General features: G+C 38.1%; 14 protein-coding genes and 2 riboswitches. Of the genes, 3 read left to right on the top strand and 11 right to left on the bottom strand.

The window, feature by feature from the left end; genetic code table 11:
- Positions 1 to 122: 122 nt before the first annotated feature.
- Positions 123 to 854, top strand: a complete 732-nt coding sequence (locus tag ACFQZ9_RS05560; protein ID WP_498942698.1) for a ZIP family metal transporter — start codon at positions 123 to 125, stop codon at positions 852 to 854.
- Between the two features lie 36 nt (positions 855 to 890).
- Here ACFQZ9_RS05560 and ACFQZ9_RS05555 read toward each other — a convergent pair whose 3' ends face one another.
- The 6 genes from ACFQZ9_RS05555 to ACFQZ9_RS05530 form a co-directional block, all read right to left on the bottom strand.
- A complete protein-coding gene (locus ACFQZ9_RS05555) occupies positions 891 to 1,139 on the bottom strand; it encodes an aspartyl-phosphate phosphatase Spo0E family protein (protein ID WP_232490237.1) in 249 nt (82 codons plus the stop codon).
- Positions 1,140 to 1,356: 217 nt separating this feature from the next.
- Entirely contained in the window at positions 1,357 to 1,890 is a 534-nt protein-coding gene (locus ACFQZ9_RS05550; protein ID WP_133332621.1) for a 1,2-dihydroxy-3-keto-5-methylthiopentene dioxygenase, read from the bottom strand.
- A gap of 28 nt (positions 1,891 to 1,918) precedes the next feature.
- Positions 1,919 to 2,548 carry a methylthioribulose 1-phosphate dehydratase gene (locus tag ACFQZ9_RS05545; protein WP_198313133.1) on the bottom strand — a complete coding sequence of 210 codons (630 nt, stop codon included), beginning with the start codon at positions 2,546 to 2,548 and terminating at the stop codon, positions 1,919 to 1,921.
- A gap of 1 nt (position 2,549) precedes the next feature.
- Positions 2,550 to 3,215 carry an HAD family hydrolase gene (locus ACFQZ9_RS05540; protein ID WP_498942697.1) on the bottom strand — a complete coding sequence of 222 codons (666 nt, stop codon included), beginning with the start codon at positions 3,213 to 3,215 and terminating at the stop codon, positions 2,550 to 2,552.
- Positions 3,216 to 4,427 carry a 2,3-diketo-5-methylthiopentyl-1-phosphate enolase gene (gene mtnW, locus ACFQZ9_RS05535; protein ID WP_498942696.1) on the bottom strand — a complete coding sequence of 404 codons (1,212 nt, stop codon included), beginning with the start codon at positions 4,425 to 4,427 and terminating at the stop codon, positions 3,216 to 3,218.
- Between the two features lie 77 nt (positions 4,428 to 4,504).
- Positions 4,505 to 4,614, bottom strand: a riboswitch (SAM riboswitch).
- A gap of 75 nt (positions 4,615 to 4,689) precedes the next feature.
- Positions 4,690 to 5,868 (bottom strand): pyridoxal phosphate-dependent aminotransferase, encoded by a 1,179-nt coding sequence (locus ACFQZ9_RS05530; protein WP_498942695.1) that lies wholly within the window; start codon positions 5,866 to 5,868, stop codon positions 4,690 to 4,692.
- A 212-nt stretch (positions 5,869 to 6,080) separates the two neighbouring features.
- A riboswitch (SAM riboswitch) is annotated at positions 6,081 to 6,232 on the top strand.
- Positions 6,233 to 6,330: 98 nt separating this feature from the next.
- Between ACFQZ9_RS05530 and mtnK the strand changes: the two genes are divergently transcribed.
- Entirely contained in the window at positions 6,331 to 7,518 is a 1,188-nt protein-coding gene (gene mtnK, locus ACFQZ9_RS05525) for an S-methyl-5-thioribose kinase (protein WP_498942694.1), read from the top strand.
- 26 nt (positions 7,519 to 7,544) lie between these two features.
- Here the strand turns inward: mtnK and ACFQZ9_RS05520 are convergent, their stop codons facing one another.
- The 3 genes from ACFQZ9_RS05520 to ACFQZ9_RS05510 all read right to left on the bottom strand — a co-directional run bounded on the left by ACFQZ9_RS05520 (position 7,545) and on the right by ACFQZ9_RS05510 (position 12,177).
- Positions 7,545 to 8,723, bottom strand: coding sequence for a PAS domain-containing sensor histidine kinase (locus ACFQZ9_RS05520; RefSeq protein WP_498942693.1), 1,179 nt, complete (start codon positions 8,721 to 8,723; stop codon positions 7,545 to 7,547).
- 146 nt (positions 8,724 to 8,869) lie between these two features.
- Positions 8,870 to 11,164, bottom strand: a complete 2,295-nt coding sequence (locus ACFQZ9_RS05515; protein WP_498942692.1) for a thiamine pyrophosphate-dependent enzyme — start codon at positions 11,162 to 11,164, stop codon at positions 8,870 to 8,872.
- Positions 11,164 to 12,177 (bottom strand): 2-oxoacid:acceptor oxidoreductase family protein, encoded by a 1,014-nt coding sequence (locus ACFQZ9_RS05510; protein ID WP_498942691.1) that lies wholly within the window; start codon positions 12,175 to 12,177, stop codon positions 11,164 to 11,166. Before ACFQZ9_RS05510 ends, ACFQZ9_RS05515 begins: the two co-directional genes overlap by 1 nt.
- 338 nt (positions 12,178 to 12,515) lie before the next feature.
- Between ACFQZ9_RS05510 and ACFQZ9_RS05505 the strand changes: the two genes are divergently transcribed.
- Entirely contained in the window at positions 12,516 to 14,261 is a 1,746-nt protein-coding gene (locus ACFQZ9_RS05505; protein ID WP_498942690.1) for a B12-binding domain-containing radical SAM protein, read from the top strand.
- Positions 14,262 to 14,284: 23 nt separating this feature from the next.
- On the opposite strand, the gene ykzE is transcribed toward ACFQZ9_RS05505, so the two are convergent.
- Together ykzE and ykzP are read right to left on the bottom strand one after the other, a co-directional pair.
- Positions 14,285 to 14,422 (bottom strand): protein YkzE, encoded by a 138-nt coding sequence (gene ykzE / locus ACFQZ9_RS05500; protein ID WP_198313124.1) that lies wholly within the window; start codon positions 14,420 to 14,422, stop codon positions 14,285 to 14,287.
- Entirely contained in the window at positions 14,422 to 14,586 is a 165-nt protein-coding gene (gene ykzP / locus ACFQZ9_RS05495; RefSeq protein ID WP_165976144.1) for a protein YkzP, read from the bottom strand. Before ykzP ends, ykzE begins: the two co-directional genes overlap by 1 nt.
- Positions 14,587 to 14,648 lie beyond the last annotated feature (62 nt).

The raw sequence follows: 14,648 nt of genomic DNA, 5'->3' as shown, positions 1-14,648 counted from the left end.
TAATATCTTTAATATAACTATATGAAATATTAAGATATAAACAATGATAAAAATCACATTATTATCTAAAATTACAAATATTCCATTTTTATCTTTAAGAAAGGGAAAGGAATGGAGTGTAAATGGCTGATGTATTGATTGGAAGTATTCTTTCTGCGTTATCAACAGGGGCGGGTGCATTAATTATTCTTTTTATCCATCATTCCGTTACACACCGCTTTAAAGATATCTTATTAGCCTTTAGCGCAGGGATTATGATGACTGCCTCTACAATAGGACTTATTCCTGAAGCATTAAAAATCGGGGGATTTCTTTCACTTTTTATTGGAGTGTTCCTCGGAGTTTTTGCATTAACGATTTTAGAAAAGAAAATACCACATATTGAACTTGACCATAATCAATACGGGATTCAGTTTGACGAAAAGGCTTTTTTGATCATTTCCGCAATCACCCTTCATAATATCCCGGAGGGGCTTTCAGTAGGTGTGAGTTATGCCTCTAATACTGGAGAGACAGGGAATTTAATTGCACTGGCAATTGGCTTTCAAAATGCGCCGGAAGGCCTTCTAGTTGCGTTATTTCTAATCAATCAAAAGATGGGTAAATTTAAGGCCTTCATCCTTGCGACGTTAACGGGTGCTATTGAAATTGTTACCTCGTTAATGGGATTTTATCTAACAGCATTTGTTCAAGGGCTTGTACCATATGGACTTTCATTTGCGGCAGGTGCTATGTTGTTCATTATCTATAAGGAGTTAATTCCGGAAAGTCATGGGGACGGTAATGAAAGAACATCAACCTATGCCTTTATTACAGGCTTGCTTGCAATGGTATTAATTATCGAAACTTTTTAAGAATCGCAGCTGCATCCACACTCCAATCTTTTCTTTTTAAAAACCCACAATTACCTTCGGCCATACTAATATGGATTGTTTAAAAGAAAGTTTTACCTCCTCTTGTTTTTTAGTAGATTGACCTGCAACTTTTTGATATTCGTAGATTAATTCATCAAGCTCTTGACTATATTTGATGGTCTCTTCACTTGTAAAACCTTTTGTATTTGCACATTCCATCATAAGTTCTCTTTTTACTTTTATTTCCGCTAACATTTCTGAACTACTACTACCATGCTTGTACAATTTCATCCTTCTCCTTACTCTTACACTCTAATCCACTAAATTAGGCTACTTGATGAATTATACAAGAATTTGTCAAAAAGTAAACCGTATCGCAAAAGTAGACAAAACATTATAATTATTCCATTTATTCGACACAGTTTTCTAGATTTGCAGCTTTTAAGATTTACAAATAAAAGCGGCCGGCAGAATCTGCCGGCCGTATCTTTGTTATTTTAGCTTATTGATTTACCTCTTCTTTTTCATAAATTGGTACCCAGCCCTCTGTTGTTACGAAAATACGAACAGCAACCACTTTACGGTCTGCTTCAAGTGTAAAGTAGTGTCTGATATTTTCCGGTACAGAAATTAAATCTCCTGGATTTAAATGAACTTCAAAGAACTCACCATCTTTTCCTTGGATAACGAATACACCATGTCCGCTTACGATAAAACGAACCTCGTCATCTGTATGATGATGTTCTTGTTTAAAGTTCTTCAAAAGAACATCCAAGTTTGGTGTTGTATCTGATAAAGAGATTACATCCTGAGCTTTATAGCCTCTTCTTGCCGAAATATCTGCAATTTCAGTTGCAAAAACAGCTAGGATTTCCTCTTTTTCCTCATCACTTAGGTTATATTTTTCAACTAAAGCTTGCGGTAATTTTGAAATATCCCATTGCTCATAAATAACTTCCTGACTTGATAGGAAACCTGCAACCTCCTGCTGATCATGAATTTGTTCTTCTTTACTTTGGAATGTAATATAAGCCATTTTCATTCTCTCCCTTTAAATAATTTAATTATACCACTTTAAATAACTGATTTTGTTTATGTTCTAATAATCGTAACTGATAGCGAAACAGAAATTCTGATGCCTCAAGTATCTTCTTTGCTTCAAAGGCAGTTTTTCCCCAAACCGTAATCCCATGATTTCGAATTAGAACAGCACCGGAATCCCCTGAAACATGCTCAGAAAATACACGTGCAAGTGTAGGAATATCAGCATAGTTATGAATAATCGGAATTTTTAAGACAGCATCTTCTTCCCACATATCAAATGCCTTAATAAGCTCCTGGCCTTTAAACGTGACCTCACCTTGGTCGCCATACACTTCAGAAATAACATTATTATCAATCGTATGAACATGGAGACTGCATCCGGCCGCTGTTTTTTGATAAATTTCGACATGAAGCAAAGTTTCCGCAGACGGCTTTAAATGAGTTTGATCGACGGCACGGCCGAATTCATTGACTAGAAGAAAATCCTCATCCGTACGTTTCCGTTTATCCTTGCCACTTGCTGTTACCAAAAATTGCAGTGGATGATCACTAACTTTGATCGCAAGGTTTCCACTTGTCCCCATAAACCAATCTCTCTCTGCCAGTTCGTCTTTAACATCCGCCAATTCAGACCATCTTTTCTTTAGCATTTTATCTCATCCACCCCAATTCTTTTTTTATTTCTTCCATACAATCAAAGAACGTGTTGAACCCCCGGTGATTAATTCCCCACTCAGCACATTTTTCCTGAAGCAAATCCCTTGCCAGCACAAAATCCGCCTGTTTTGCTGCTTCTAAATCGGTAACAGAGTCCCCAATGACAATTTTGAAAGGATCTTCCTCTAGGTTTAATTGTCGAATAATGCTCGGCTTACAACAGCCGCATTGATTGGTACATAGTTTATCACATTCATTCGGCCATAAAATTTCGATTGTTTCACCGGAAAAATTTGACTCATTGCAATAAACCCCATCAAAAGGACCGAACTCCTCAAGAATCGGATGAAGAAAAAAGTCGATTCCACCACTGATTATGTAGAATGGGATGTTTTCACTGCGGGCAAATTCAACAAATTCTTTGAAACCCGGTCGAATTTTAGCATTTTCAATCGCAAATGCAGTTATTTCATCTTTCCAATCACTGGGCAATAACGAAAATAATTTTCCTACCCCTTCACTGATTGATATTTGTTGGGATAAAATTTGATCCTTGATTGCTTCCCATCCTGGAGGTGCAAATCTTTTCATAATTGCAATAATGTTGTCACTCTCGGTAACAGTCCCGTCAAAATCACAATAAATTACAGGTTTCGTCATTTAAACCGTAACCTCCGCATTTCCCCATAATTCAAGAGCCTTTTTAAGCTCCGGATAAATTTTAGCACCTTCCACCAAGGAATAACCCTTTAATTTAGTATCAATTGCCTGCCTAAAAGCTGTGCCGCCACCTTTTGCTCCATCCGGATGTCCATGAACACCGCCGCCGGCATTGATAACGGAATTAACACCAAAATCACGAATTAACAGTGGAACCAATCCTGGATGGATTCCGGCAGAAGGGACAGGAAATGCTGTCTTAAATGAATCTTCCTTTGTAAGCTCATTAGCTATCGATAAAGCTAAAGGTTTATCTAATGCAACAGTTCCGTATGGTGACGGGAATAATGACAAATCTGCACCCGCATAGCGTAATAGCTTTCCAAGTAATAAGGAATGGGATAGTCCATATTGCGGTGATGATGTTAACGCACCGCTTACAGCAGGATGTGCCATCAATGGTAATCCAATGCCATCATCCTCCCTTAATTCCTGTAAGACATCTAGACCATAAGAAAATACATTAAATAATAAAAGGTCGGCTCCAAGCTCTGCAGCCCTTCTAGCCTTATCCTTAAGCTGTGATGTTCTACCCGTTAAATTTACTGCATACAAGGTTCTATGCCCAGTCTCCTCGTAAACAGCTTGTAAAACCTTTTTACCCTCTGTAATTCTATCTTCAAATGGTGTCAGTTCATTTTCAAAAAGGATCTCATCATCCTTTACCAGGTCTACACCGCCAAGTGCTTGCTGTTTCAATTGTTCCGCTAAAAAAGCCAGATCTTTTCCGAGTACCCCTTTGAAGATGCTCATTAATAGGGGACGACCTTGGACACCCACCTTTTCACGAATGCCTTCAATTCCAAATCTTGGTCCCGGAAACTGATTTTTTAATTCTTGACCGAACTCTAAATCAAGGAGTTTAATTTTCCCGTCGAGGGACAGCTTTCCAAAAACAGTCGTTAAAATTGCCGGTAAGTCATTTGAAAAATTAACGGTTGGGTAGGCAATCCGGATAATTGACGGCTCATCTTTTTCTGAATGGAAGTCTTCAATGGACACCACCCTGCCCTTATGTTTTCGCAATTGATTTTTTTCAAGTTCAGGCAGATTGGTCCAGGAACCTACCGTTAATCCTAGTGCGATTTCCTCCGCTTTTTTTGCCGGACTTTTTTCCCCATGAAGGAGGTATGTAGCAATGATTTCAGTCATAGATGTTCGTACTTCCTTTCCTGTATAAATAAAAAACCTCTTCAAGAAAGAAGAGGTTAGCATTCGAAACTACCATCTTCTCATCTTTCAGCTTTTTGCTGCAAGATTTAGCACCGTGCTTACTATTTTGGGTAAGTCGGTTGCCGGGCTTCATAGGGCTGGTCCCTCCGCCTGCTCTTGATAAGAAAACATTCGTTATATTCACTTTTAAACGTTGCTTAACTTTATAAAGGATTATCCCAAGAAAAAAAAAATCTGTCAACTATTTTTTGAAAATTTCTAAGGAACTTATTCTTCTGACAGCTTCTTTAAGTCTTTCCTCGTCTGTTAATAATCCAACACGAACATACCCTTCACCAAAGCTGCCAAAGCCAATCCCGGGCGCAACCATAATATGGGCTTGGTCAAGTAGAAGATTGGCAAATTCCTCAGAAGTAAATCCATTGGGAACCTTTAACCAGGCAAAAAACGATCCTTTCGGTGCCGTTACCTCCCAGCCAATCGTTCTAAGTCCATCAATTAAAATATTCCTTCTACGTTCATACAGTTTGTTTTGCTCCCATACACAATCCTGCGGTCCCGTTAATGCTTCCGCAGCCGCTTCCTGTACGGCGCCAAACAGACTAACATATAAGTGATCCTGCAAAAGCTCAATTGATGAAATGATACTTTCATTTCCTACAGCAAACCCTACACGCCAGCCAGCCATATTATAAGTTTTAGACAATGTATAGATTTCGATTCCAACCTCTTTTGCTCCCTCTACCTGTAAAAAGCTTAAAGGTTTTTCCCCGTCAAAGCCAATTGCACCATAAGCAAAATCATGTACAACGCAAAGATTATGTTCGTTTGCTAGCTTAACGGTTTCAGAGAAAAACTCCTCTGTTGCGGTCGCTCCTGTAGGATTATTCGGATAGTTAAGAAACATTAATTTTGCATTTGTTAAAGCTTCTTGTGATAATTCCTCATAATCAGGTAAAAAATGATTTTTTTCCCTTAAGGGCATTGTAACCATTTTTGCCTGTGCAAGGGCTACCCCGGACCAATAATCCGGATATCCTGGGTCAGGAACTAGGATGGTATCGCCTGGATTTAATAGGCATAACGGTAATTCAACCAAACCTGCTTTTCCGCCAAATAAAATCGCAATTTCTTTGTCGGGGTTAACAGAAACACCATATTCCCTTTGATAAAATTCTGCTGCCGCCTGCTTCAAATATTGAAAACCCTGAAAAGGCGAATATTTATGATTTATCGGTTTCTCGGCGGCTTCTTTTAGCTTCTCAACAATATGTTTTGGGGTTGGTTGATCGGGGTTACCCTGACCTAAATTAATGACATCATGACCTGCTTTAATGTATTGCCCCACTTTTTTTACTAATGACGCAAAAAATTGTTTCGGTAGATTTTCTAATAGATTTGATGGTGGAAAAGTGTTCAAATGTTCTCACCTGCTTAAAAAGTAAATTATTATTGAAATTCTAGTCACAAATGATATTACTTTTATAACGGCTTGTAAAGTAAAAATTTTACTGCTTCCATTTTCGAAGATAGAAAACCTGAATATTATAAATAATTTTTTAAAAATATTGACACTATTATTATATTACTGTTATTATTTCAACATATTGAAAAAAATGAAAATTAGATTTTCTCTTATCACGAGCTGGCTGAGGGATTTGGCCCTTTGAAGCCCAGCAACCGACCGAAATTCCATTGTAAAATGGGGCGCAGCTGCGCCGGGAATCCTCCCACAAGGCACGGTGCTAATTCCAACAGAAAGATTACTTTCTGAGAGATAAGAGGTGCGAAGAACAAAAAACAATTGTCCTTTAGCCTCTTTCAAATGAGAAAGAGGCTTTTTTCGTTTGAAAAAGCCTCTAATAAACAGGAGGAATAAATCATGAGTATTTTAAATCTAGAAGCGTATCAGCCTTTAAAGGAAACCACCGCAATCCAGCTAGCATTAGAACTGAATATATTTGATGCAGAGTCACAACTAACCTGTAAGGAAATTGGGGATGGGAATTTAAACTTAGTTTTTCATCTCGTAGAGCAAAAAAGTAGTAAAAGTATTATTATTAAACAAGCTCTACCTTATGCGAAAGTTGTTGGAGAAAGCTGGCCGTTGACCGTTAAAAGAGCAAAAATCGAAGCCGACGCTTTAAAAATATTTGGTCATCTTGCACCAGCCTACGTTCCGGAAGTTTATTATACCAATGATATATTAGCCGTAACTGTGATGGAGGACCTTTCCCATCTTTCCATTGCAAGAACTGGATTTATCAATGGGGAAACCTATCCTTTAATTTCAAAGCATCTTGGTGAATATCTAGCGAAAACATTATTTTATACCTCCGATTATTCGTTAGGACCAGCGGTAAAAAAGGAGCAAGTACAAAATTTTATTAATCCGGAACTATGCAATATAACAGAAGACCTTATTTTTACGGATCCTTATTATGATGCTGAAACGAATGAATTTGAAGAGGGTTTGCGCGCTGATGTTGAATCCCTTTGGAAAGATGACGAGTTAATCTTTCATGTTTCCGTGTTGAAAAAAAGTTTTTTAACAGAAGCAGAAAATCTACTTCATGGTGATTTGCACACGGGAAGTATGTTCGCAAATAACTCCGAGACAAAAGTGATTGATCCCGAATTTGCTTATTATGGTCCTGCTGGATTTGATATAGGGCAGGTATTTGCAAATTTACTGTTCCAAGTCATTGTTAACAATGATAAACGCAATATCTTTATTAACCATGTCGAGACGGTCTGGAATGTTTTTCATAAAGAATTCAGCCGCCTTTGGGAAGTAGAAAATAAAGAGAAATTAGTAAATACCCAATTATTTTTGAACCACGTTCTCTCAAAATACTTTGAGGATGCCCTTGGATTTGCAGGCTGTGAATTGATTAGAAGAACAATTGGCCTTGCCCATGTGGCCGATTTGGACCGTATTGAAGATGAAAATGTCAGATTAACCGCAAAAAGAAAATCATTGGAATTAGGGACATTACTCATTAAACAGCGGAAGGAAATAAAAGAGCTGACTCAATTTATCACTGTTGTAAAAGAAACGATTAAATAGCAAAAGCAATCCGCCCGGATTGCTTTTCATTTTGAATTTCCTAAGAGTGGAAGGATAATGGTAAAAGTGCTTCCCTTCCCTATTTCACTTTCTATTTGAATGGTTCCCTGATGTTCTTCAATAATCCGGTAACTTACCATTAAACCTAGTCCGGTCCCCCGTTCCTTAGTCGTATAAAAAGGTTCACCTAGTTTTTTTATTTTTTCTTCCGGAATTCCCGCCCCTTCATCGCAAATCGAAATCCGAATTTGGTTATTTTCTGTTTGGTTGATTTTAATTAAGATATTACCGCCATCCGGCATTACTTCTATAGCATTTTTGATAATATTGATAAAAACCTTTTTTAATTGATTCGGTTCACAAAAAATAAGCGGAAGGTTGTTTTCATAACTCGTAATAAATTGTACATTATGCAAGACTGCTTGAGCGTTCAGAAGGTCAACCGTTTCCTTCATTATTTGTTTAATATCTTTTTCCTGAAACCGTTTTGCCTGTGGCTTTGCTAAAATCAAAAACTCATTAATGATTGAATCGATACGCTGTAATTCTGATGTTATAACTTGATAATACATTTCATGTTCTGATTTAATACTGCCTTCAAGTAATTGAATAAAGCCCTTTAAGGCCGTCATTGGATTACGAATTTCATGCGCAATCCCGGCAGCAAGCTCTCCTATTACGTTTAACGTATCGGATTTACGAAGCTGCTCCTGTATTTCCATCTTTTCGGTAATATCTTTAATTACCGTAAAGTTTAAGCCCTCAACAATCTCGTGTTTTGATGAATAATCAAAATATCTTTTTTGGCCTTCTTCTGATTCAATAATAATCGTCGAAGAATGCTTCCCCATATCCATTACTTGTTCAACATGTTTGATGATTTCTTGTTTGAAATTAGTATCACTGAATAATCTAAAAAGATCCTTGCCAATCAAAAGGTCTTTAGAAAGACCAAATATGTCTTCTGCACTGCTATTAAGATCGACAATCTGAAATTGATCATTCCATAAAAGAAGCCCGTCAATCGAATCCTCAAAAATCCTTCTAAACTTCCGTTCACTTTTTTTTAGTTTCCTTAATTCTTCAAGAAATGGATACTTAGGGTTATTTCTATTCCCAACGTGGGTATTCCTATTTTCTTCTATATGTATATTACCTGCTTCATTTATAGGTAAAGCGTTATTTTTCTGAACTTGCTTTTCCACGTATCGCCACCCCACGACTTCCAATAATGTAGCTCCACTCATCATATTATAAGTTTATATATTCTACATTATAGAACAAAAATCCTCTATAGTACTCCTTTTCTACTATAAAAAGGCAAAACGCTAAGCGCTTTGCCTTTCTTCACTTATAACATAGGGTTTTCATGCTTGGCTTTTAACCGCTGCCATCTTTTTTCTACTTCTGCTTCAAATTCTTCTAAAATTGGTTTGTTTTCATCTTTTAAAAGGTGCTTTGTCTTGCCCATATATTTAAGCCAATCAGCAAGTGGAATCCGTTTGTTTTTCTCTTCCGGATTATAGGTAATATTGGTAACTCCCTGTTCCACCTCATAAAGTGGGAAGAAACAGGAGTTTACAGCTTCTTCTACAATGGTTGTACCGTACCGGTCATCCGATTTCCAATTTAATGGACAGGTAATCAAGATTTTCCCATAAACAGTCCCAACATTTTGTGCATACCACTGAGCCTTTGCTCCCTTTTTAATCAAATCTTGCGGGAATGCTTCAGATCCTGTAAACACATATGGAATATTCGTAGCTGCCATGATTTGAGCAGTATCCTTATGATGAAAGGCTTTTCCGCGTTGTGCCTTTCCTACGCCCGATGTGCTCGTCATATGGCCAAGTGGAGTGGAATAAGACATTTGCGAACCCGTATTCATGTAGCCTTCATTATCATATTCAAGCATGATCAGTTTATGACCGCGAAGGGCTGTACCAATTGCTGAGCCCATTCCAATATCCATTCCGCCGTCACCAGTAATCATAACAAATGTGGCATCATCCGATACTTGAATTTCCCCCCTGCGCTTCAATTCCATAAAGGCTTCAACTGTTCCCGAAAGCGTAGCTGCCCCGTTTTGGAATAAATTGTGCATCATCGTTTGCTTATGTGAACTATGCGGATAAGCAGTAGTCGTAACATAGGCACAGCCAGTTTGGAAAAGCGTGACAATATCGCCTTCAATTCCTTTAAAAAACAGTTCAAGACCTGCGAAAATTCCACAGCCTGGGCAGGCTCCATGGCCGGAGGCAATTCGTTTCGGTTTACCTGTTAAGGCTCGGAGCGGCGGGATTTTCACCTTTAATTTATTTGTTTCTTCATCCATTTTAACTTCAATTAATCCCGATTTATAGACATCCCCATGCTGCGGGGAAATAACTGGTTTAAGAATCTTTTCCGGGTTCCCAGGAATATGCCCATAGTAATCAAACGGGTTCTCAGCATAACCCTTTTCCATTGCATCCATCGTTAATTTGAAAAATTCTTGTGCATCACTAGCATAAAAATCTTTCCCGCCAAGTCCAAACACGCGGCTTAAGACAATCGTTTGATTTGCTTTGTCGTCTTGAAGAGCAGACTTCACTTCATGTGTTAAATTTGGCCCATGCGCACCATATGAATCGGCACGTTCACCAACTAATAAAGCTTTCACATTTTTGAGTGCTTCCCGAATTTCCTTTGCAGGGAATGGGCGAATAATATTAGGGCTGATTACACCGGCTTTGATTCCTTTTGCCCGTAACCCGTCAACAACATCCTTTGCCGATTCAGCAGCAGAGTTTAATAGGAATAATGCAACCTCAGCATCTTCCATTTTATATAAATCAAGAACTGGATATTCTCTTCCGGATAGTTTTGCATATTTCGCTGCAACCTCCTTAAAGACTTCCCCCGCATTGTATAACGCTTCTGATTGCTGGAAATGGTTATTCATCAAGTCCTGCCCATTCATGTGGGCTCCAATAGTAACCGGTTTCTGCGGGTCCCTAATAAAATTATAATCAGTTGGACACTCCCCTACAAATTGTTGAACTACACGGCGGTCTTTGAAATATTCAACTCTGCGTTTTTGATGGGAAGTAAAAAAGCCATCGTAAGCAACAATAACCGGCAAGCGGACTTTAGAATGTTCTGCAATTTTAAGTGCAATAATATTCATATCGTAAACTGCCTGGGGTGTTTTGGCTGTTAAAATGACCCAGCCAATATTCAAGCCATAGTATAGATCGGAATGATCTCCTCTAATATCAAGCGGCCCGCTGACGGCACGAGTCACAAGGTTCATCACCATTGGAAAACGTGTACCAGCTTGTACCGGCAGCTGTTCAATCATATAAAGGAATCCATTTGCACTTGTCGCATTGAATACCCTAGCACCTGTTGCTGCGGCACCATAACAAATTCCCGCGGAACCATGCTCTCCATCTGCAGGAATTAATTTGATATCATGCTCTCCGCGCGTTTTCATTTGATCTAAGAATTGGGCTACTTCAGTCGATGGTGTAATAGGAAAATACCCCATGATGTGATAGTTGATTTGTGCAGCAGCCATCGCCGCCATTTCATTTCCGGATTCAAAGGTTGTTAATTGTTCAGCAACCTGATTTGTTAATAATTTATCTTCTAAAATTGCCATTAGTAACTACCCCCTGCTACATAAGGAAAGTTTTGCTTAACACGGTTTGCATCTGCATAACCTATCATTTCACGAAGATCACCCAGCGCAGCTGTAGGACATGCTTCTACACATTTTAGGCAGCCTTTGCAATATTGGTAGTCAATTCCTTTCAGGAACATTTGCTTTCGGCCCCGTTTATCTTCTCCTTCTTCCCATACAAAGCAAAAATCTGGACAAACATTATCACACGCAGCACAATCAATGCATTTATCCCGGTTAAATTCCGGCAGAAATCCTTGTCTTGAGCCACTTAAGTCTTTTAAAATACTATTACCTTGAGTTACAATGGCGCCGCCAATTTCTTGGGTCATAAATCCCAACAGTGGCTGCGGACGGGTAAATGCTTTACCTTCCGCCCCATCCGGCACTTGATAGGTTTTAAATTGAACTTCTTCAAAACCGCGATTAAAGGTACGAATATTTGGTTCTACAAGATGTGGATATTTTTTTTCAAACGTTTTACGGATCACATCTCGCATCGACTCTGGGTCCAAGAAATCACAAATTCGATACAGCGCTCCAAGCATTGCTGTATTGACCTTTGTTTTTTCTTCCACGGCAATCGTTAAAGCATCAACGATGGCAAGCGTTCCGTATTCAAGTTTTAAATCTCTTTTTACTTCATCAAAATCTCTAGCTGTGTTTACTAAAACAATTCCATCAGGATTTAAGCCGCTGACAACATTAATCGTTTTGTATAGTGCTTCATGGAAAACACCTACTATATGTGGCTGTTCGATTGGACTATGGTCCCTAATTTGAACTTCAGGCTCACAAAAGCGTATAAAGCTTTTCACTGGAGAACCTTTTTTCTCCGAACCATAAGATGAAAAATTAGAGCCATTTAAGCCAAGCCCTAATACACCTGCTTCTGCAAGCATTTTTCCAGCTAAGTTCGCACCTAATCCACCAATGGATTCCAAACGGATTTCAAAAAATCCCAATTCATTTTTCTTCGGTAATACCGACATAGTATCCCCTCCCGATAGACAAAAAGCATCGAAGTGCTTCTTATAAAAAAGTAATATAGATTAACTTCCCCAAGAGTATTGTAAGGTAATTGTTTCTAATAAGTCTGTGACAAATGTTATACATAAAGGAAATTTCTTATAACACTTTGTAATTTTTATAAAAAACCTTAATAAGAATGGCTTTGAAGCGTTTTCATAATTATATAACAGGGTTAAACCTGTGGTATAACAGGTGCAATTCAACCTGTTCTCTGCCACTTCACCCGTTTAACATCTACTCTATTAGCCAAGAATGGGTTATAATTAAATGTTATTTATTATAAATAAGGAGAAATCGAATGAAAGTCATTTGTACTACTTTAAATGCCAAGTATATTCATACGAACCTGGCTATTCGTTATTTAAAGGCTTACGCTATGCCTGAATTTAATATAAAAATTAAAGAATATACGATAAAAGACCCGGTCATGAATATTGTCACCGACCTCTATCAGCAAAAGCCAGACGTTATTGGATTCAGCTGTTATATTTGGAATATAGAAGAAACAATTAAAGTCGTAAATATGCTTAAAAAAATCGATCCTTCCATTATCATTGTTTTTGGGGGTCCTGAAGTTTCCTATGATACATCGGAATGGATGGAAAAAATTCCTCAGGTCGATTTTATTGTGATGGGCGAAGGAGAACAAACCTTTAAGCAGCTTCTTTCAGAAATTGAAACAAACAAAGACTATCGAAATGTCCCTGGCATTGCATACCGTAACGAGGGTCAAGCTGTGGTTACTCCGCAAATGAATAAGCTTGATTTAAAAGAGCTCCCCTCACCCTACCGTTTTGAAGAAGATATCCCGTATCTTGGCAAACGTGTCACCTATATTGAGACAAGCCGTGGTTGTCCATTTAGCTGTCAATTTTGCTTATCTTCTATCGAAGTCGGGGTTCGTTATTTTGAAAGAGAAAAAATTAAAGAGGATATTCGTTATTTAATGGCAAATGGCGCCAAAACGATTAAGTTTGTCGATCGTACCTTCAATATCAGCAGAAGTTACGCAATGGAAATGTTTCGTTTTTTGATTGATGAACACCTGCCAGGGACGGTATTCCAGTTTGAAATCACCGCAGATATTATGCGCCCTGAAGTTATTGATTTTCTAAATCAAGAGGCACCGAAAGGATTATTCCGCTTTGAAATTGGTGTTCAATCCACCAATGACTTTACAAACGAACTGGTAATGCGAAAACAAAATTTCACAAAGTTAACTCGAACGGTAACGATGGTGAAGGATGGCGGTAAAATTGATCAGCATCTTGATTTAATTGCCGGCCTGCCCGAAGAAGACTACGATTCCTTCAGAAAAACGTTTAATGATGTTTTTGAATTGCGACCGGAAGAATTACAACTTGGATTTTTAAAAATGCTCAGAGGAACCGGAGTACGGCTTCGTGCTAATGACCATGGGTATATCTATATGGATCATTCGCCATATGAAATTTTGGGGAATAACGTACTTTCTTTTGATGACATTGTCAAAATAAAACAAGTGGAAGATGTATTAGAAAAATATTGGAACGACCATCGAATGGACCTGACAGTAGAATATTTAGTTACAAACGTCTTTTCTTCACCATTTGACTTCTTCCAACAATTCGGAACCTTCTGGGATGAACAAGGATGGTCAAGAATCGGCCATCAATTGGAGGACTTATTCCGCAGACTGCATTCCTTCTTAGAACACATCTCTATTAAGGACTTGGAAATCGTAATCGGGTTGATGAAATACGACTATCTGATCCATCATAAATATAAACCAAGGAAGCCTTGGTGGGAACAGAGCTTTACAAAAGAGGAGCGCGTAAAAATTTATAAGCAAATCTCGGAGTTCCCTTCCTTATTAGGACAGTCTTTTATAGATTTAGGGCTTGATGAAAAAGATTTATTTAAACATACCATGCTTGAAAGTCTTTCATTTGACCTTAAAGAATATCTTGCATCAGGAAGGATTATTGCCCATCCAACCAGTTTGGTTGCTTACTTTAACCCAACAAACGAAGAAACGGTGATTTTCTCTTTCAAAGAAAAATAAACCAGCCGGCTTAAGCCGGCTTTTTATTGTTTTTTACTTTCGGTTTTCTTCTTATTTTTATTTGGTATTTGAAGTGTTTCAAACAGCTTCGTTCCGTTTACATCTCCAAATTCAATGCTGAATTCTTCTTTCGGAATTTGTGCCTTGCTGCCTGGCTTCATTACCCTCTTCCCTTTCTTCCTAATTTGGAATTTCGATTAGCACCCTTTAAGTGATCATCTTCTCCATGAGAAAATTCTGCTGAAAATTCACTTTCCTGAACATTTTTATGTGGGGTTTTAGAATACTTTTCAACTGCATTAACTTCTGCTTTCCTTTTTGCCATCGTATAATCCTCCCAAAAAAATAATCTTACACAAGTAGTTTTTATCAAACAATGATAATCAT

This window comes from Neobacillus sp. GCM10027624 (genome assembly GCF_042675345.1).
GTDB lineage: Bacteria > Bacillota > Bacilli > Bacillales > Cytobacillaceae > Neobacillus > Neobacillus cucumis_D.
This window is presented reverse-complemented; position numbering and strand designations above follow the sequence as displayed.

Coding starts and splice junctions, on each gene's coding strand:
- ACFQZ9_RS05560 (WP_498942698.1), top strand. CDS start 123: ATGGCTGATGTATTGATTGGAAGTATTCTTTCTGCGTTATCAACAGGG.
- ACFQZ9_RS05550 (WP_133332621.1), bottom strand. CDS start 1,890: ATGGCTTATATTACATTCCAAAGTAAAGAAGAACAAATTCATGATCAG.
- ACFQZ9_RS05545 (WP_198313133.1), bottom strand. CDS start 2,548: ATGCTAAAGAAAAGATGGTCTGAATTGGCGGATGTTAAAGACGAACTG.
- ACFQZ9_RS05540 (WP_498942697.1), bottom strand. CDS start 3,215: ATGACGAAACCTGTAATTTATTGTGATTTTGACGGGACTGTTACCGAG.
- mtnW (WP_498942696.1), bottom strand. CDS start 4,427: ATGACTGAAATCATTGCTACATACCTCCTTCATGGGGAAAAAAGTCCG.
- mtnK (WP_498942694.1), top strand. CDS start 6,331: ATGAGTATTTTAAATCTAGAAGCGTATCAGCCTTTAAAGGAAACCACC.
- ACFQZ9_RS05515 (WP_498942692.1), bottom strand. CDS start 11,164: ATGGCAATTTTAGAAGATAAATTATTAACAAATCAGGTTGCTGAACAA.
- ACFQZ9_RS05510 (WP_498942691.1), bottom strand. CDS start 12,177: ATGTCGGTATTACCGAAGAAAAATGAATTGGGATTTTTTGAAATCCGT.
- ACFQZ9_RS05505 (WP_498942690.1), top strand. CDS start 12,516: ATGAAAGTCATTTGTACTACTTTAAATGCCAAGTATATTCATACGAAC.
- ykzE (WP_198313124.1), bottom strand. CDS start 14,422: ATGAAGCCAGGCAGCAAGGCACAAATTCCGAAAGAAGAATTCAGCATT.
- ykzP (WP_165976144.1), bottom strand. CDS start 14,586: ATGGCAAAAAGGAAAGCAGAAGTTAATGCAGTTGAAAAGTATTCTAAA.